We start from the raw sequence: 18,103 nt of genomic DNA, 5'->3' as shown, positions 1-18,103 counted from the left end.
CGGGCATGATATCGCTATGACCATCGAACCGTGGGCGGACGCCCAGCTATCTGAAGATATTCCTCGGCTTGCTCAGGGCGGTGAGAGCGAGACTGTGGAATTCAAGCGAGAGCTGCCAAAGCAGGTGCGGGATCTTGCCAAGGAAATCGCGGCTTTCGCTTCCAGCAGCGGGGGCCGACTCCTTCTTGGAGTGGCAGACGACGGCTCGATTCCAGGAGTCGAAAATGCACATGACCCAGCGGTTCGAGATGATCTCGGCAGAAGGATCGTGGGCGTTTGCCAGATCATCGATCCCCCCGTCCGCCCGCAGATCGGCTGGACATCGGCAAATGGGCTCGGCGTTCTCGTCATCACTGTCGAGAAGGGTTCAGAGCCTCTGTACTACGTGGATTCGCGCGCGTACATCCGGCACGGCACGGTCTCCCGACCGGCGACGGCCTCAGAGGTTCGCGCTGCCTTGACAGCTTCCATGCCCGGGGAGGCCGCAGAAGGACCCAAGAATCATCCGGAGCTGTCTGCGCTGGCCGACGTGCTCGCCAACGTGCGACGCTGGAGCGATACGGACTCCGAGATGCGAAGCCTGAAACCCTGGATTGAAGATTGGTCGGCAGATGCGGAGGTCTATGCGTCAAAGCTGCGCGACCTGTCCGTCTCCGACTGGGCCATTGAGAGCCACGTCAATGAACGGTTGGAAGCCACAGCTGAGAAGCTCGATGAAGTCGCACAGTTCCGGCACTACCTCGGCGAAGGGGAAAACTTCAACGACGTGTGCAACTCCGCAGGCTTCGCTGCTGCGGAGTTGATGCGCGATCTGGTCGATCCTATCGAGGTCAGCGATGAGACACAGCGAAAAGTCCTGGAGGCGATTGCCAAACTTGCCCGCAAGTTGACCCAAATGTGGGACCGTGCCAACAAAGAGATCTTCGATGGGCGTGTCGAGAAAGCCCAGCAGGAAACCTATGGCATCGGCCAGCAAATCGCCACTTGGACCTATTTCAGGCTGTCTGTTGTGCCGGAAAGCACGCTGGCCGATCTGCGCCGAATCGGTCTTAGCCTGCTCCAACTGGTGTCCATGAGGGTCTACATGGATGGCGGCGCTTCACTACAGCGCATCGTCGATGATGCTCAGACTCTTGTGAAAGAGCTGAATGCGAACGTCGAGAGTTTCCTGCAGTTCGATCGCTGAGTACTGTGTGCGCCGCCGTTTGCCCTTGGGCGGCTGCGGGCCACGGCTGCCAGAGGCGTGCTCGCTCCAGCGGTACGGTGACCGTGCGCGCACTCAGCGTCTATGCGCTGGCGCGCGCCTCAGGTCGCCGGGAAGCACAATCCCCAGGCTCCCATGCAACTCCTGACATGGATGCGGTCCGTAGCTACCCGGAACCCGAATACCCTCTAAACCCGCGTCAGATATGGGTTTGCGTCCGTCCGATGCAAATCGAAAGTCCTTGACAGCGGACATTTTTTATGGCGAGCATAAAGACGCAACGTCATCGCCGTGCAAGCTCCTAGCCCACCAAGCAGAAGGTCGTATGGCCCCATGCCTAGGTCGTCACCGCCCACCTCCACTGGTTCGTCACTCACCAACGTGTGGCGCCCTGCTTCAACATTGACGGCAAAGTTGCCAGGCAGGTCACTGATTCGTACAGCGCCAGCGGGTAGCGGCCCCGCTGCGGGTGTTGACGCCACTGGGGGAGGGGCGGGAGCCGGCAAATACCGCTTCGCCCAGGCAGCGATGAGCCCGGCGGCGTATGTGGCATCGCTCTGACTATTGAGCAGATGGTCGGCATCGTCGAGCGAAACGAAGGACTTTGGGTGCAGCGCCTGTTCGAAGATTCGGCGTGCGTTGTCTACGCCTACTATCGTGTCGCCAGGCGCGTGCAGCACAAGCAGCGGCCGACGCAAAGCGTGGATTCGCTCGGCCTGCGGCTGGGAGGCGACGTCATCAAGAAATTCGCGCCGCAATGTGAACTCGCGGCCCGCAAGCATGACACGGGCCTCGCCGTTGGACTCGATGAGAGCCAGCCCCTCCCCAAATTGACGCTTAACTTGTGCCGGATCGAATGGTGCGCCCAGCGTCACCACCGCACGCGCATCGGCGATGCGGTGTGCAGCGGCCAGAACGGCGGCGCCACCAAGCGAATGTCCGATGAGCAACGCTGGCGCGCCATGTTCACTTCTCAGCCAGTCTGCCGCCGAAACTAGATCGCCGACGTTTGAGCTGAAATGAGTGTTTTCGAAGTCACCTCCGCTACCACCCAAGCCGGTGAAATCGAAGCGAAGCACGCCGAAACCGGCTTCGACCAACGCACGCGCAATGTAGGCAGCCGCTTTCGAGTCTTTGGAACACGTAAAGCAGTGGGCGAAGACCGCCCACGCTCTTGGCAAAGTGTTTGGTTTATCTACCCGCGCGGCCAGCAGATGGCCGAGGCTCCCAGGGAATTCAACTTTATGGCTGATCATGCTTCACTGAAGTTAAGACGCACGTTTAACCGCTATCAGGCTGGCCGCGACTTCAAGATTCCAACACGAAATCTATCCACGCGCCAGTCTTCACAATCCTGGAAATTGGGCAACAAGTCCGCTTCACAAAACTGAAACGGGCCACACATCGTGGACGTTACTAGAATGAACAGATGACTTCTCACGTTGAAAAAGATTTCACCAAGCCAAGCAATTTTCTACGCCACGTCATCGAAAACGACCTTAAGCATGGGGTCTATGCAGCACGCAAATGGGGAGGCAGCCCCGGCGACTCGCTACACCATGCGCAAGGCATGCAAGACCCCGCCAAGGTTCGCACGCGCTTCCCTCCCGAACCCAACGGCTACCTGCACATTGGCCATGCCAAAAGCATCTGGCTCAATTTCGAGCTCGCCAAAGAATACGGCGGCGTGTGTCACTTGCGCTTCGATGACACCAACCCCGAGAAGGAAGAACAGGAATACGTAGATAGCATCCGCGACGCGGTGAAGTGGCTAGGTTATGAGACCTACTTGGCCGATCGCCCCGAAGCGCCCGGCACCACGCAGCCGCATGAATACTTCGCCAGCGACTACTTTGACTTCATGTACCGCGCGGCCGAGTACCTGATCAGCGCCGGGCTCGCCTACGTGGACGAGCAGACGCCTGACCAGATGCGCGCCACGCGCGGCGACTTCAACACGCCCGGCATTGACAGCCCGTTCCGTGCACGTAGCCCCGCCGAGAATCTAGCGTACTTTCGGCAGATGCGCGATGGCGAGCTCGAAGACGGCGCCGCTACGCTGCGCGCGAAGATCGACATGGCCAACTCCAACATCAACATGCGCGACCCGGCGCTTTATCGCATCCGCCGGGCTACGCACCACAACACCGGCGATAAGTGGTGCATCTATCCCATGTACACCTATGCACATCCAATCGAGGACGCGTTGGAGCAGATCACCCATTCGATTGCCACGTTGGAGTTCGAAGACCAGAGACCGTTCTACGACTGGCTACTCTACCGCTTGGCAGAAGGGGGCTTGATCGCCAGCCCGCATCCGCGTCAATATGAATTCGCGCGGCTCAATGTGACGCATGTGATTACCAGCAAGCGCAAGCTGCGCCAACTGGTCGAAGATGGGCACGTCGATGGCTGGGACGACCCGCGAATGCCCACCCTAGCTACCAAAAGGAGGCCCCCCGGCTCTGCCGGGGAGGCAGTAGAAGTTTGACTTTTCAGGAGGTTGTCCACCGTAGAGACTTTCAATCGTGAGCCGCCAAGCAAACGAAAGGAAGAAACACGATGGACAAGTATGAAAGTTTGAGTCACACGGCCTGGGATTGCAAATATCACGTGGTCTTCATCCCCAAGTGTCGAAGGCGAACGCTGTACAAGCAGCTACGCGAACACCTGGGTGAGGTATTCAGAAAGTTGGCCGCGCAAAAGGAATGCAGGGTTGAAGAGGGGCATCTGATGCCCGATCACGTGCACATGATGCTGTCGATCCCACCGAAGTACTCGGTGTCGCAGGTGGTGGGCTTTATCAAAGGCAAGAGCGCAATCCACCTTGCGCGGGTGTACGGAGAGCGAAAGCGCAACTTCGTGGGTCAGCACTTCTGGGCGCGAGGGTACTTCGTCTCGACGGTGGGACGCGACGAAGCGGTGATACGGGAGTACATCCGAAACCAGGAGAAGGAAGACGAGAGGTTGGACCAACTCGGTCTATGGAGGTGAGTAGCCACCGATAGGTGGCCCCAAGAATGAGGGGCCGCGTTAGCGACCCCTTACAGCCGCTTTGAGCGGCTCACATCCCGAATGCCCCCGGCTTTGCCGGGGGATGGTTACCCGGGCCTCCGCCGTCGCGGCTACACACCCGAAGCGCTCAAGCTGTTCTGTGAACGCAGCGGCGTGACCAAGACCGGTGGCTGGATAGACTACGCGAGCCTCGAAGCGGCGCTCCGCGAAACGCTCGACCCCATCGCCACGCGAGCGATGGCCGTGCTCGACCCGGTGAAGCTCGTCATCACCAACTGGGCCGAGTTGATGGGCAGCGACGCCCTGCTCGACGACTGCACCGCTCCTGTGAACCCGCGCGACCCCGAAGGCGGCTTACGACGCTTCAAGATCGGCCGCGAAGTGTGGATCGAACGTACCGACTACGAGGACGTGCAACCCAAGGGCTTCTTCCGCTTGTTCCCAGGCAACAAGGTTCGCCTGAAATACGGCCACACCATCGTATGCACGGGTGCCACGCGCGACGCCGGCGGCAAGCTGGTCGAAGTGCTGGCCACGCTGGTGCCCGATACCAAGAGCGGCACGCCCGGCGCGGATGCGGTGAAGGTGAAGGGCAACATCACCTGGGTCGCGGTTGCCGATGCAGTGCCTGTCGAGGTGCGTCTGTATGAACGGCTGTTTGCCACACCACAGCCTGGCAGCGGGGAATTGCTGGACGAGCTAAACAAAGAGAGCCTGGTGACATGCGCGGCCTTCGCTGAGCCGTCAATGGCCGTAGCGAAGTTTGGCGGTGCTGCGTTCCAATTCGAGCGGCACGGGTACTTCGTAGTGGATGCAAAAGCGGCCAACGATGGCACGCTTGTGTTCAATCGGGCTGCGGGGATGCGAGACAGCCGGGAAAGATAGACGCTGAGCAGATATTGTTTCGCGCAAAACATGGGCGGGGCCAGTGAAACGTTGATTGAAGGCTCGAAGCTGAACAAGGGGTGGAACGACGGGCTGGATATACTGACGGACAGTAACTGAGGGGATCCGGCTCCCATGGCCGCGCCAGCACATTCGCCGCCCTTCCATGCCACTGAAAATCTACAACACGCTGACGCGACGTCTGGAAGCGTTCCAGCCCATCGAGCCCGGTCATGTGCGCATGTACGTCTGCGGCATGACGGTGTACGACCTGTGCCATCTCGGTCATGCGCGCTCCATGCTGGCATTCGATGTCGTGCAGCGCTGGCTCAAGGCCACAGGCTACCGCGTGACCTATGTCAGAAACATCACCGACATCGACGACAAGATCATTGCCCGCGCCATCCTAAATAACGAGACCATTTCCGCGTTGACCGATCGCTTGGTGGATGCCCTGCACCAGGACGCCGATGCGCTGGGCATCGAGCGACCCACCCACGAGCCGCGCGCGACGCAGTACGTGCCACAGATGCTGGCGCTGATCGGCCGTCTCGAGGAAAAAGGTCTGGCTTACCGCACCGAAAGCGGCGACGTAAACTATGCCGTGCGCCGCTTCGAAGGCTACGGCAAGCTCTCGGGCAAATCGCTTGACGATCTGCGTGCGGGTGAGCGTGTGGCGGTGGATGCAGACAAAAACGACCCGCTCGATTTCGTGCTCTGGAAATCGACCAAGCCCGACGAGCCGGCCGAGGCCCAGTGGCAAAGCAACTACGGTGCGGGTCGCCCTGGCTGGCACATCGAGTGCTCGGCCATGAGCTGCGCCACGCTGGGTGAAACCTTCGACATCCACGGCGGCGGTGCCGACCTGCAGTTTCCCCACCACGAAAACGAGATCGCCCAAAGCGAGGGTGCCACGGGCCAGCCCCTGGCGCGCCTCTGGATGCACAACGGTTTGGTGCGTGTGGACAACGAAAAGATGTCCAAGAGCCTCGGCAACTTCTTCACCATCCGCGAGGTGCTGACCAAGTACGACCCGGAAACGGTGCGTTTCTTCATCCTGCGCGCGCACTACCGCAGCGCGCTGAACTACAGCGACGTGCACCTGGACGACGCGCGTGGCGCGCTCAAACGCCTGTACACCGCGTTGTCGCTGGCGCCGGCCGCGCCAGTGGCCCAGATCGACTGGAATCAGCCACACGCACAGCGTTTTCGCGTGGCGATGGACGAGGACTTCGGCACCCCAGAAGCGGTGGCGGTGCTGTTTGAGCTGGCCGGTGAGGTCAACCGCAGCAAAGACCCTGCGGTCGCGGGTCTGCTCAAGGCGCTGGGTGCGACACTCGGTCTGCTGCAGACCGATCCCGCGACCTACTTGCAAAGCAGGGCAGGCGCGTCGGGTGGGCTGAACGAGACGACCATCCTGGAGCACATCGCCGCGCGGGCTGCGGCCAAGCAGTTCAAGGATTTTGTGGAAGCCGACCGTATCCGGGCGGACCTGCTCGAACAGGGCGTCGTGGTCAAGGACAGCCCCGCCGGCACCACTTGGGAACGCACCTGATGGCCACCTCTGAACTGCCCGATCTCGTGCCTGAGCCGCACTGTCGAAGAGAATGACGTCGGTGCGCAAGAGCATCGGCGAGCTCAACGTTCGCATTGAATGCGCTCGCCTCTGCCGAAGCTTTACATCCAGACGTAGGACGGCAGCGCGCTGCTGAAGCCGATCGGTCTTCGCACCCTAGAGCACCAGGACGCCAGGACGCCAGGACAGGACGCCAAGCTTGTAGTGGCCAACGAAGGTGAATATCGGCACTGACCTGCCGAACTCCGCCACGAAAAGGCTGAGCTGGCTTCGACCACCACAGCTCGTGGTTCTTGAGTTGCTCGAATTCCCCGCAGTACCGTGGGCAGACGATCACGAGATCCGGTCGCCGCCAATGAAAGTGCCGAATAGCCCCGTGGGATGATTGAGATGCGCCGCCAAGAGAAGCCCGAAGTTTATGCGCCGCCGTACCGCTCAGTTTTTATGCGGGCCGCAGGTATGCCGGCATCGACCAGTCCGTTGGCAACGGCTTCGACGAACCGATTGGCGCCGCATACGTAGACATGGCGAGGTGTGTGGTCCCAGCGGCCGAGCACGTTGGCGATGGCAGCAGCATCGAGCCGTCGGCCCAGGTCGGTCGGCCGCGGTGGTGGCTCGCGCGTAGTCACGGCGATGAAGGTGAAGTCGGACCGAGCTGCTTCGAGTGCGAGCAACTCGGCACGGAAAGGTAGGTCAGCCGGGGTGCGTGCGGAGCAGACCAACAGCACGGGCATCGGCACCTGCGGCACTTCGACCGTGGCGACCGTCTGCGCCACTACCGCTGTGAGGTCTGCGGCCCACGCGCGCACCATCGCCATCAACGGCGCGATGCCGGAACCGCCCGCGATCAACAACAGCGGCCCGCCATCGGCCGGCCCCCAGACGAAGTGCCCACCGAGCGGCCCACGTACTTCGATACTTTCGCCCGCCTCAGCGATGTCATGGAAAAAAGGTGACACCTCACCATCGTCGAGCTTCTCGATGATGAGCTCGACGGTATCTGCGCCTGGCACCGATGCAATGGAATAGCTGCGTTGCGCGGCATAACCATCGGGAGCGGTCAGCCGTACATTGACGTGCTGACCCGCGCGGTGCGAAGTCAGTGCTGGTAGTTCGAGAAAGACGCTCTTGATGCGTGGCGTGAGTTGCTCAATGCGCTCGATTTTGACGTCACGCCACGGGTCGTTTTGCTCACCGGTCGTCATCAGCGATCGCTCGAATAACGTTGCTCTCGCCAGGGATCGCCGTACATGTGATATCCACGTAGCTCCCAGAAACCGGCTTCGTCTCGCGCGGTGAATTTGAGCCCTTTGATCCACTTTGCGCTCTTCCAAAAGTACAGGTGCGGTACCAGCAAGCGCGCCGGACCGCCGTGTTCAGGCGCCAAAGGCTCGCCGTCAAAATGCGTCGCGACCATGGCTCGGCCACCGAGCAAATCGGCAACAGGCACGTTGGTGTCGTAGTCGTCTAGCGATAGCGCCAGCAGCCAGGGTGTGGGAGCCGCTAGGCCGGCATCAGCGAGCAGGTCGTCGATGGTCACACCTTCCCAGCGTGTGTCGAACTTGGACCACGTCGTGACGCAGTGGATGTCGCCCTCCCACACGGTTCGCGGCAGCGTCATGAACTCGTCCCAGCTCCAGCTTTTCACGGGCCGAGGACCGTTGCTCAGAGTGAACTGCCAAGCGGCCATGTCGATGCGAGGCGTAGTTCCTTTCGAGAGCACAGGAAAACCATCTGTCTTGAACTGCCCTGGCGGCAAGCGGTCAGCAGTGGCTGCAGTGGGCCGTCGCCCGATGAATTTGCGTGTGACCATGTTGAAGACTCCTGCATCGTGTTGTTTAGGGACAAGGCAATCGCTCTTTGCTCAATATTACGCGGCGAATTGGTCCGTTGTGCCACTATGGAGCCCGCGTCTTGCCCGCCGCGCTGGATACCGCCTAGTTTGGCAGCGCGGTAGGTAGCGCGGGACATGGTGAGCCCAGACCGCGCAGACTCACGAGCCTGCGAAGCCGGCATTTACTCGATCGTCGTGGGTTCATCCACGATGGCATGCGACGAATGCCAACTGTAGGGGCGCTGGCGCTCAGGATAGTCCGACTTTTGGCGCCCAACGTCCAGACCTTTTGAGCGCCCCTCCTCGTCCCCATTAGAGTTGGCGACCGAGACGAGCTATCGCGGCGCACCCCCGTCCACCCTTGTCATCCAGTGCCACCGGAACGGTACCCAGTGCCGTGCTGTGCACGCGGAAAGGTCTAACTGACGGTCAGGCCAGCTGGTTAACCGACGGACGTGTGCAACCTGCATCGCCATCGCTGCCCGTCCTGCAACTCGTCGAATCCGGCTGAGCATCTGCCCATACCGTTCGTGGCGCAGGGGCAGGCCCAGCTTCAGCTCGGCCACGAAGGCAGAATCGGACGCACGGAGTATTTATCAAGACGCGCCGGCGTCTTGTCGTGCCGGCCTTCGGTTCAAATGAGAAAAGAATCAAAGGATGCAGCCTGTGGGCGACGCCATCTCGTCGCCTGCAGTAGCACGGGTTCGATCAACCGCAACCCGGCTTGCGAATTCGATTGCATGGTCCGGGCCGCAAGGAGTCGCAACATGAGTTCGAAAGAAATTGCCGTCCTCGCTGGAGGTTGTTTCCGGGGCATGCAGGGCTTGGTGCGCAAGCTTCCGGGCCTAGCAGCACATGCGTCGGCTACAGCGGTGACGTTTCCAATGCCACCAACCGTAGTAGCGGCACGCTCGCCGAGGCATTCGAAGCAGAGTTCGCTCCGGTCCATGCCAGTTTTCGCGCGCTGCTGGAATTCTTCGTTCAGATCCACGATCCCCACAGGCTTGCCAAGCGCGTGACCACCGTCGCATGAGCGCTTGCCCCGGTCAACCAGCGAACGGTCCGGGTCCGTACTCTCATTCAAGGATTCCATGACGAGCGACCACTTCCACCTCAACGCCCCTAAGTTGCGAGTTCCGCAGTGGATCGACGCGCACGGGAACCCGAGCCAGCCACTCGAGTTGGCCGATCTCGGAGACGGGTTCAAGGTGATCTTTTGCTTCCAGCACGGGTGTCCGGGTTCTCACAGCCACGGATTTCCGACACTCAAGACGCTAGTGGAAGCACTGTCCGGTCAAGGCTTCGGGTTCGCGGCCGTGCAAACAGTGTTTACGGCCGCCGAGACAAACACATTCGATCGATTAAGCGAGACGCAGCAGCGCTACGGATTGGCTATCCCGTTCGGCCACGACCCGGCCGTGGACCGCTATCCGAGCCTGATGGCGGATTTCGAGACGCGCGGCACACCGTGGTTCATCGTTTTCGACCCGCTGGGGGAGGTCCTTCACAGCGACTTCTACCTCGATGATGAGCTCCTGTTGCGGGACTTCGGCCGCGCCGACGAAGTGTCTCAGGCGGAGTGACGCCGACTGCCAACGACCCCCGAACTTGGAGACTGAATTGCAAACCACCGTGACCGGCCCGAACGATCAGCCCGGCGACCCGGCATCGCCAACAGCGCTGCACATGCCATTCGACAACAGCTACGCGCGCGATCTTGAGGGCCTGTATGCGAGATCAAACCCAGCAGGCTCGCCAGCGCCTCGGCTGCTGCGGCTGAACCGCGACTTGGCTGACGAGCTCGGCCTGGACGCCGACGAAATGTCCTCAGCCGGCGGCCTCGCCGTGCTCGCCGGCAATGCCGTGCCGGCCCAGGCGCAGCCGCTGGCGCAGGCCTATGCCGGGCACCAGTTCGGCGGCTTCTCGCCGCAGCTCGGCGATGGCCGCGCCCTGCTGCTGGGCGAACTCATCGACCGCCACGGCCGGCGCCGTGACATCGCCCTGAAGGGATCGGGCCGAACCCCGTTCTCGCGTCGTGGTGACGGCAGGGCCGCACTTGGACCCGTGCTGCGGGAGTACCTGATGGGCGAGGCCATGCATGCCCTAGGCATCCCCACCACGCGCGCGCTGGCCGCGGTGGCCACCGGCGCGACCGTACAGCGCGCGCAGATCTTGCCTGGCGCCATCCTGACGCGGGTGGCAGCCAGCCACTTGCGTGTAGGCACCTTCGAGTACATCGCCGCCCGAGGCGACGAGGTCCTGCTGCGCCGGCTGGCCGACTACGCCATCACGCGTCACGATGCAGCACTGGCCGGCACCCCCGACACCTACTTGGGTCTGCTGCAGGCGGTGGTCGAGCGTCAGGCTTCGTTGGTCGCCCGCTGGATGGGCGTGGGCTTCATCCACGGCGTCATGAACACTGACAACATGACGATCTCCGGCGAAACGATCGACTACGGCCCTTGCGCTTTCATGGAGCACTTCGACCCCAATGCCGTATTCAGCTCAATCGACACCTCAGGCCGCTATGCCTATGGCAATCAGCCGGCGATTGCGCAGTGGAACTTGGCACGCTTGGCCGACGCTTTGCTGCCCCTGATCGACGCCGATGCCGAGTCTGCGGCCCAACGCGCCGGCGCGGCTGTAGAGGCATTTGCCGAACGCTTCGACTTTCATTGGACGTCCGTCCTGCGGCTCAAGCTGGGCTTGGACGGCAGCGGTGGGGACGACCGCGCGCTGGCCGACGACTACCTGACGCTGCTGAGCCAGTACCGCATCGATTTCACGCTCGCGTTTGCCCGCCTGGCCGACGCGGCCCAAGGCAACGACACGCCGCTTCGCGCGCTGTTCGGAGGGGCGGACGCAGCGCTGGAACTTTGGCTGAAGCGCTGGCGCGAGCGCACCCACGCGGTAGGCACAGACCTGGACGAACTCGCGGCGGCCCTGCGGAGCGCCAATCCGATCTACATCCCGCGTAACCATCACGTCGAAGCGGCGCTAGCGGCGGCCGTGGAGCGCGATGACTTGGCACCTTTCGAGCGCCTGCTGCGGGTGCTGGAACACCCTTTCGACGAGCATCCGGCGGACAGCTCGTTAGCCGAGCCCGCACCGGCAGAGCAGACGGAGAACTACCGTACCTTCTGCGGCACCTGAACGGCGGATTCCCGAGCGCAACTACTCAACCGCACCTGGAGGAACAACCATGCAAGAAGACAGCGTACAAGCAGGCATCACGGGGGAACCCGCGCCCGAACTGGGCGTGACGCAATGGATCGACGCAGCCGGCCAACCCCTGGCCGACTATGGTCTGGACAAGATGCGCGGGGCATTCAAGCTGATCTTCTGTTTCCAGGACGCCTGCCCAGGCTGCCACGTGACCGGCTTTCCCTCGCTGGTCCGTGTGGTCGAGGCGTTTCGCGGTTCGCCCTTCGTCAGCTTTGTGGCGGTGCAAACGGTTTTCGAGGACTTTGAATCCAACACCGTAGATCGGGTGGCAGCGAACCAACGCAAATACGCACTGCCAATACCGTTCGGCCACGACGCCGGCGCCGGCCGCGTGGGCGCCAGTTCGGTGCTGATGCAGCGCTACCGCAACGGCGGCACACCCTGGTTCATCCTTGTCGATCCCAGTGGCGCGGTGGTTTACAACTACTTCCGCATCGACGTCGAAAAACTCATTGCCGAGCTCAAACGCGCCGAGTCGGCGCCACCTGTGCCCACGCCAGATGCAGGAACCATCACCTGGCGAGAGGTCATCCAGCACGCGCAAGGCAACAATCCACCGCCGCCACGGCGGCTCGAGCTCGACGACGAGCAGTGGCGTCAACGCCTGACGCCCGAGCAGTACCGCGTCACGCGACAGAGGGGAACCGAACCTGCGCACAGCTCGGCCATGTGTACCTTGTTCGAACCCGGTGTTTATGGATGCGTGTGCTGCGGTACCGAACTGTTCGACGCTTCTAGCAAGTTCCGAAGCAAGAGTGGTTGGCCCAGCTTCAGGCAGGCGCTGGCGCCCGGGCTGATCGCGCACCACTACGATTCGAGCCATGGTATGACGCGCATCGAGACCACCTGCAATGTGTGCGACGCGCACCTGGGCCATGTTTTCCCCGATGGGCCCGAACCCAGCGGCCTGCGCTACTGCATGAACGCTGCGGCGTTGGTCAAGTCATGATGAACTTCGACACTATCGTTATCGGTGCTGGGCAGGCAGGGCCGTTTCTGGCGGCCAAGCTCGTGGATCGCGGCCGCAATGTCGCGCTGGTGGAAGCCCGCGACCTTGGCGGCACCTGCGTCAACCGAGGCTGCACACCCACCAAGACTTTGCGCAAATCGGCGCGAGTGGCCTACCTGGCCCGTCGCGCTGCCGAGTTCGGAGTGAATGTGGGCACGGTGAACGTCGACTTCGCCGTCGCCATGCAACGCATGCAAGATAGGGTCGACCAGGCGCGATCCGGACTCGAGAGCTGGCTCGGCGGGTTGCAGGGCCTGCGCATCATTAAGGCCCACGGCCGGCTGACGGGTCGCGATGGTGGCGAGTTCCTGGTGCGGGCGGGCGAACACATTTTGCGCGCGCCTCAAATCATCCTGAACACGGGTACGCGCCCCTCCGTGCCGCCAATTCCGGGTCTGGCAGAAAACCCGTACCTTGATAGCGAGGGACTGTTGGCGTTGCGCGAGCTGCCCCGCAAGTTGGTGATCATCGGAGGCGGGTACATAAGCCTTGAGATGGCGCAGATCTTTCGCCGCCTCGGCAGCAAGGTCGCCATCATCGAGACGGGGCCGCGCTTGACGGGACGGGAAGACGTCGACGTGTCCGCTGCAGTCACCGAGATGCTGCAGGCCGAGGACATCGACGTTTACATCGGCGTGTCTATTGCGGCAGTCAAACCGGGGGAAACCGAGGGCGGCACCTGTGTTCAACTGGCCGACGGCCGCATCATTGGCGGCAGCCACCTGCTGGTGGCTACCGGCCGCGCGCCCAACACCGACGATCTGGGGCTGGATAGTGTGGGGTTGAGGGCCAACATGCGTGGCTACATCGCCACCAACGATCGGCTCGAGACCGACGTACCAGGCATCTGGGCGCTGGGAGACATCAACCAGCGCGGGGCCTTCACCCACACCAGCTACCACGATCAGGAGGTTCTGGCCGAGAACCTCGCGGGCGGGCAGCGTAGCGCCGACGCGCGCAACAGCATCTATGCCATGTTCACCGATCCACCACTGGCACACGTGGGGTTGTACGAAGCCGAGGCCAAGCGCCTAGTGGAAAAAGAGGGTCGACGTATTTCGCAGGCCGTGCACGCGATGAAGGACGTGAGCCGGGCGAAGGAAGAGAGTGAAACCGTGGGCGTGATCAAGCTGCTGATCGATGAAGACAGCGGCCTGTTCCTGGGTGCCACGATGCTGGGCATACAGGCCGACGAGATCATTCAATCCATTGGCCTGGTGATGGCCAGCCAGGGCACCTGGCGCACGGTGCGTGAGGCACTGCCAGTGCACCCCACCGTCACGGAATTCCTGCCCACCATCATCGACCGCCGCAAGCTCTTGGTGGTGAACTAAATAGAGGGAGCGAAGATGCCGATCAATCGATCTTTTCTTGGCCGAAACCGCGGCGTCGACAACCACGGGGGTCGTTTGCCGCCGGGACAGTCTCTGACTGAAGGTTTCCCAGTCCTGACCCATGGGCCTTCACCGCGCCCGCGCAGCGATGACGAATGGGTGCTGACCATGAAAGTCGGCCCGCGACTGGTGGCCCAATGGACTCTGGCCGAATTCAAGGCTCTGCCGCAGAGCGAGCAGGTGGTCGACATTCACTGCGTGACCACCTGGTCCAAGTTCGACACGCGATGGCGTGGCGTCACAGTGGACGACCTTCTCGCCGCAGCCGGCGTGCAAGCACCCACCCCCTGGGTGCTTGCACATTCGCAGGACGGCTACAGCACCAACCTGCCGCTGGCGGACTTGACGCAAGGGCGCGCCATGGTCGCCACCCACTTCGACGACAAACCCCTGACGCACGAGCACGGCGGACCTGCACGCCTGTTGGTGCCGCACTTGTATTTCTGGAAATCAGCCAAGTGGCTGAGTAGCCTTGAGTTCACGACTGAGGAAGAAGCGGGGTTCTGGGAGCTGCACGGCTACCACATGCGCGGTGACCCGTTCAGGGAAGAGCGTTATGGCTGAGCTTGCCAGTGGCGCAAGCGGGCGGTTGGATCTGGTAGGACGCGCAATTGACCTTCGCTACGCCGCGCAACGTTTGGAACACCCCTTTTGTGCGCCGATGGCATCCATCTACAGACCGTGCTTTCCACATTCAGCTCGCACGCGGGTATGAGAGTGATGAATTCGATACCACCGCGAAGGCGTTCACCTTCTCCTTAGGCTGAGATGCCAAGGCTTATTCTTAAACATTGATTATCGGAGATGCAATATGAAACCTGATGTACTGCTCTACACGACGGGTTGGTGCCCGTACTGCCGACGGGCCAGGACGCTCCTAAAGGAAAAAGGAGTGCAATGGAAGGAACTTGACATTGATGCTAACCCAGCTCACCGACAGGCCATGACCGAAGCGTCGGGCCGAGACACCGTGCCGCAGATATTCATCAATGGTACGCATGTCGGTGGCTCCGACGACCTTGCTGACCTCGAAGCCAATGGAGAGCTTGACCAACTTCTCGCGACCAATCCGCCTTCGAGTTGAGCGGTTATTGCTCGGACACGTCGGCCCGAGCACCAAGTGTTCGTTGATTGGACGCCTTGGATCCGGCTATTTCGAAGCACCGCTTCCTCCCCAGGCAGGCCGCTCTCACAGAGAGCGAGCACTCCCCGCTCTCAAACGGGATCGCTCCGGCTAAGGGTAAGTTCGCGACAGACCCGCTATGACGGCCCCCTGCTCATTCATTGGTGGGACCCTTCCACCTCGTTGCGAGTAGCATGCTGCCAAAAGTGCAACGCTTTGAGGAGACTCGGCCATGAGCGACTACAAACCTATCAGTTGCGAGTTCCACGATGTGCTGGAATCTCTAGCGACTAGGCATACGAATGCCGAGGTGGAATACCTCAATACCGAAGGCGAATCACGCAGGATCAACGCAGAAATTCGGGACGTGTACGCGCGCGGCGGCGTTGAGTTTCTGGCCTTGAGTTCGGGTGATACGCTGCGGCTGGACCAGCTTGTATCGGTGAATGGAGTCAGACTCTCGGACTTTTAGCCAACCAGCCACTCGCAACACCAATTTGGTTGTTCAAGCGTCGGGGCAAGCCCTTCACCTGACTCAATCTCGGACGGAGCGCAAGCGTTTTGCGTTTCTTCAGGCCGGCGCTCTGATGGCTTAGCGTGAGCATGTCAGGAGCCCGACGCGTCCGCTACCAAGCGAAAGTTCCTATGGACAAGCCATCGCGAACTCACAAGAATGAGTTGCCCGCTGGCCTTGGCTTCCTTATTTGTAGCGTGGCACCACCATCCGCCAGCGCTATCGTCAAAACTGACGGCCATGGCGATTCGAGACAGGCCGGGTGCACGGCCCTCCTGGAACTCCGGCATCCCATCTTCCTATGAACCAAGCCGTCAGGTACCTCACTAAGTCCCGCTTCAAGCTGGCCGCCGAATGTCCAAGAAAGCTCTACTACACGGGCAAGAAGGACTACCTCGACCGATCGCTTGATGACAGTTTTCTGGCCGCCTTGGCCGAGGGTGGCTACCAGGTTGGTGAATTGGCCTGCCTAATTCATCCCGGTGGCGTCCGTGTAGACGAACTCGACCACCAGGTCGCACTCGCCAAGACTGCTGAACTCCTGCAGCAGGATGAAGTCACTATCTTTGAAGCTGCGATTGCTGTCGACACTCTGTTCGTGCGCGTCGACATCTTGCGCAAGAGCGGAACGCGTATCGAAATTATTGAAGTCAAAGCGAAGTCCTACAGCGCGAAGAAGGATGGTGATTTCAAAGGAACCAAGGGCCAGTTGAAGTCAGACTTCCTGCCATACCTGCAGGACGTGGCTTTTCAGCGCTACGTGTCAGAGGCGGCTTTCCCTGGTCACCAGGTTCGCGCATTCCTGATGCTTGTCGACAAAGAGCAATTCGCGACAGTCGATGGACTCAATCAGCGCTTCAAGGTGGTCGTGGAAGGAAGACGCCTGAGGGTCCAAGTTACGCCGGGCACGACGCCGGAATCCCTTGGCCAGTACCTGCTGGTCAAGGTGCCGGTGGACGGACAGGTCGACATGATTCTGTCAAGCACTCTGGCAGTCGGGCCGGCGGATCTGCGTCCCTTCCCTGACGCTGTGGGTGCGTTCGCTTTTGCCTACTCTCAGGACAAGCCGCTCCTTCCCGTTCCGTCATCGGTTTGTGGTGGCTGCCAGTTCAAAGCGCCTAGGGAAGGTCTGCATAACCCCCGCCGCAGCGTGAGCTGAGTCGTCGATTTTCAGATGACGACATGGAAGGCGGATACCGATGGTTTTTGAAGGCGGATTTCGGCCTTCTGCGGCCGTTTTGACCTGCCTCGCAGGGCATCGCCCGGGATGCGGGCGCACTCATCCCCGCTCAATGTTCAAAAGTCGTTTGCGCACCATCCACAGATTGCTCAGCGCAAACAGCATCGTGAGGCGCGCCGTGTTCTTGGCCAGACCTCGGTAGCGCACCTTGGCATGACCAAACTGCTGCTTGATCACGCGAAACGGGTGTTCCACCTTCGCCCGGATGCGCGCCTTGGCCTGCTCCAGTTTGTCCATGATCTCGCCCATGGGTGTGCTCTTGTCCAGCGCCTTGCGTTTGCCCGGGCGCATGGCCACGTGCCAGTTCGCCTCGATGCCCTGCGTCTCTTCGCGCTTGGCCACACCTTGGTAGCCCGCGTCAGCGAACACATCGCTCTCTTCTCCATGCACCAGCGCGCCGGCTTGTGTCACGTCGTTGACGTTGGCCGCCGTGCCCACCACGCTGTGCACCAGGCCCGAATCGGCGTCCACACCAATGTGCGCCTTCATCCCGAAGTGCCATTGGTTGCCCTTCTTGGTCTGGTGCATCTCGGGGTCACGCTCACCGCTGCTGTTCTTGGTCGAGCTGGGCGCGGCAATGATGGTGGCGTCCACCACGGTCCCGGTCTTGAGCAGCAAGCCCTGATGGGCCAGCCCGGCATTGATGGTGCCCAGCACCTGAGGGGCGAGCTGGTGCTTCTCCAGCAGGTGGCGAAAGCGCAGGATGGTGCTCTCATCAGGCAGGCGCGCGGCGCCGTCCAGGCCCACAAAGCGGCGGTACAAGGGGCGCTCGTGCAGCTCTTCTTCCATCGCCGGATCGCTCAGGTTCCACCACAGCTGCAGGCAGTGGATGCGCAGCATGGTCTCCACCGCAAACGGTGGGCGTCCACCGAGCGCCTGGTGCGCTCCGCGGGCGTGCGGCTGGATGAGCGCGACCAGGGCATGCCATGGCACGACCTTGTTCATCTCTTCAAGAAACACTTCCTTGCGCGTCTTCTTGTGGAGGGGGTCCAGCCCCAGCGTGATTTGGTTCATGCCCCTATCTTCTCCTCACTTCACGCCGTTTGCCAGTTCAACGGGAGGGAGGTTTTGCAGACCTTCCCTA

Annotated in this window: 16 protein-coding genes and 2 pseudogenes; 14 read left to right on the top strand and 4 right to left on the bottom strand. The window is 61.4% G+C overall.

All coding sequences use genetic code 11. The annotated features are described in order from the left end of the window. The first annotated feature begins 16 nt into the window (after nucleotides 1-16). Nucleotides 17-1,186: a helix-turn-helix domain-containing protein gene (locus K225_RS0117560; protein ID WP_020820181.1), complete on the top strand. Its 1,170-nt coding sequence runs from the start codon at nucleotides 17-19 to the stop codon at nucleotides 1,184-1,186. Nucleotides 1,187-1,392: 206 nt separating this feature from the next. On the opposite strand, the gene K225_RS21940 is transcribed toward K225_RS0117560, so the two are convergent. Then, entirely contained in the window at nucleotides 1,393-2,316 is a 924-nt protein-coding gene (locus K225_RS21940; RefSeq protein WP_238323272.1) for an alpha/beta fold hydrolase, read from the bottom strand. On the opposite strand from K225_RS21940, the gene K225_RS22650 reads away from it, so the two are divergent. The 5 genes and pseudogenes from K225_RS22650 (at nucleotide 2,224) to cysS (ending at nucleotide 6,659) form a co-directional block, all read left to right on the top strand. After that, nucleotides 2,224-2,595 (top strand): hypothetical protein, encoded by a 372-nt coding sequence (locus tag K225_RS22650; RefSeq protein ID WP_238323273.1) that lies wholly within the window; start codon nucleotides 2,224-2,226, stop codon nucleotides 2,593-2,595. The genes K225_RS21940 and K225_RS22650 overlap by 93 nt on opposite strands. A gap of 38 nt (nucleotides 2,596-2,633) precedes the next feature. Then, nucleotides 2,634-3,659 (top strand): annotated as a pseudogene (locus tag K225_RS21155) (glutamate--tRNA ligase family protein); the annotation flags it as partial. A gap of 107 nt (nucleotides 3,660-3,766) precedes the next feature. Then, nucleotides 3,767-4,198 (top strand): IS200/IS605 family transposase, encoded by a 432-nt coding sequence (gene tnpA, locus K225_RS21150; protein ID WP_026437438.1) that lies wholly within the window; start codon nucleotides 3,767-3,769, stop codon nucleotides 4,196-4,198. A 114-nt stretch (nucleotides 4,199-4,312) separates the two neighbouring features. Next, a pseudogene (locus tag K225_RS21145) lies at nucleotides 4,313-5,104 on the top strand (glutamine--tRNA ligase); the annotation flags it as partial. Between the two features lie 166 nt (nucleotides 5,105-5,270). Further along, entirely contained in the window at nucleotides 5,271-6,659 is a 1,389-nt protein-coding gene (cysS, locus tag K225_RS0117540; RefSeq protein WP_026437596.1) for a cysteine--tRNA ligase, read from the top strand. A gap of 437 nt (nucleotides 6,660-7,096) precedes the next feature. On the opposite strand, the gene K225_RS0117535 is transcribed toward cysS, so the two are convergent. After that, nucleotides 7,097-7,885 (bottom strand): FAD-binding oxidoreductase, encoded by a 789-nt coding sequence (locus K225_RS0117535; RefSeq protein ID WP_026437595.1) that lies wholly within the window; start codon nucleotides 7,883-7,885, stop codon nucleotides 7,097-7,099. Beyond that, the gene (locus K225_RS0117530) at nucleotides 7,885-8,493 is read right to left on the bottom strand and encodes a sulfite oxidase-like oxidoreductase (protein WP_026437594.1); all 609 of its coding nucleotides are present in this window, start codon (nucleotides 8,491-8,493) and stop codon (nucleotides 7,885-7,887) included. Before K225_RS0117530 ends, K225_RS0117535 begins: the two co-directional genes overlap by 1 nt. 1,112 nt (nucleotides 8,494-9,605) lie before the next feature. Between K225_RS0117530 and K225_RS0117525 the strand changes: the two genes are divergently transcribed. The 8 genes from K225_RS0117525 to K225_RS21140 all read left to right on the top strand — a co-directional run bounded on the left by K225_RS0117525 (nucleotide 9,606) and on the right by K225_RS21140 (nucleotide 16,938). Continuing rightward, nucleotides 9,606-10,097 carry a hypothetical protein gene (locus tag K225_RS0117525; RefSeq protein ID WP_026437593.1) on the top strand — a complete coding sequence of 164 codons (492 nt, stop codon included), beginning with the start codon at nucleotides 9,606-9,608 and terminating at the stop codon, nucleotides 10,095-10,097. A 37-nt stretch (nucleotides 10,098-10,134) separates the two neighbouring features. After that, complete coding sequence (locus K225_RS0117520) at nucleotides 10,135-11,667, top strand: YdiU family protein (protein ID WP_238323269.1); 1,533 nt, start codon at nucleotides 10,135-10,137, stop codon at nucleotides 11,665-11,667. 601 nt (nucleotides 11,668-12,268) lie between these two features. Then, on the top strand, nucleotides 12,269-12,688 hold the full coding sequence (msrB, locus tag K225_RS0117515) for a peptide-methionine (R)-S-oxide reductase MsrB (protein ID WP_238323271.1): 420 nt from the start codon (nucleotides 12,269-12,271) through the stop codon (nucleotides 12,686-12,688). After that, the gene (locus tag K225_RS0117510) at nucleotides 12,685-14,082 is read left to right on the top strand and encodes a mercuric reductase (protein WP_026437590.1); all 1,398 of its coding nucleotides are present in this window, start codon (nucleotides 12,685-12,687) and stop codon (nucleotides 14,080-14,082) included. Before msrB ends, K225_RS0117510 begins: the two co-directional genes overlap by 4 nt. 15 nt (nucleotides 14,083-14,097) lie before the next feature. After that, nucleotides 14,098-14,706: a sulfite oxidase-like oxidoreductase gene (locus tag K225_RS0117505; protein ID WP_026437589.1), complete on the top strand. Its 609-nt coding sequence runs from the start codon at nucleotides 14,098-14,100 to the stop codon at nucleotides 14,704-14,706. 247 nt (nucleotides 14,707-14,953) lie between these two features. Beyond that, the gene (gene grxC / locus K225_RS21935) at nucleotides 14,954-15,226 is read left to right on the top strand and encodes a glutaredoxin 3 (protein WP_026437588.1); all 273 of its coding nucleotides are present in this window, start codon (nucleotides 14,954-14,956) and stop codon (nucleotides 15,224-15,226) included. Nucleotides 15,227-15,497: 271 nt separating this feature from the next. Further along, complete coding sequence (locus tag K225_RS0117495; protein WP_026437587.1) at nucleotides 15,498-15,737, top strand: hypothetical protein; 240 nt, start codon at nucleotides 15,498-15,500, stop codon at nucleotides 15,735-15,737. Nucleotides 15,738-16,080: 343 nt separating this feature from the next. Beyond that, nucleotides 16,081-16,938 (top strand): hypothetical protein, encoded by an 858-nt coding sequence (locus tag K225_RS21140; RefSeq protein WP_051249054.1) that lies wholly within the window; start codon nucleotides 16,081-16,083, stop codon nucleotides 16,936-16,938. A gap of 120 nt (nucleotides 16,939-17,058) precedes the next feature. Here the strand turns inward: K225_RS21140 and K225_RS0117485 are convergent, their stop codons facing one another. Then, nucleotides 17,059-18,033, bottom strand: coding sequence for an IS5 family transposase (locus K225_RS0117485; RefSeq protein ID WP_026437586.1), 975 nt, complete (start codon nucleotides 18,031-18,033; stop codon nucleotides 17,059-17,061). Nucleotides 18,034-18,103 lie beyond the last annotated feature (70 nt).

This window comes from Acidovorax sp. JHL-9 (genome assembly GCF_000426205.1).
Lineage (GTDB): Bacteria > Pseudomonadota > Gammaproteobacteria > Burkholderiales > Burkholderiaceae_C > Acidovorax > Acidovorax soli.
Note: the sequence above shows the minus strand (reverse complement) of the source record. Positions and strands in the feature narration are given on the sequence as shown.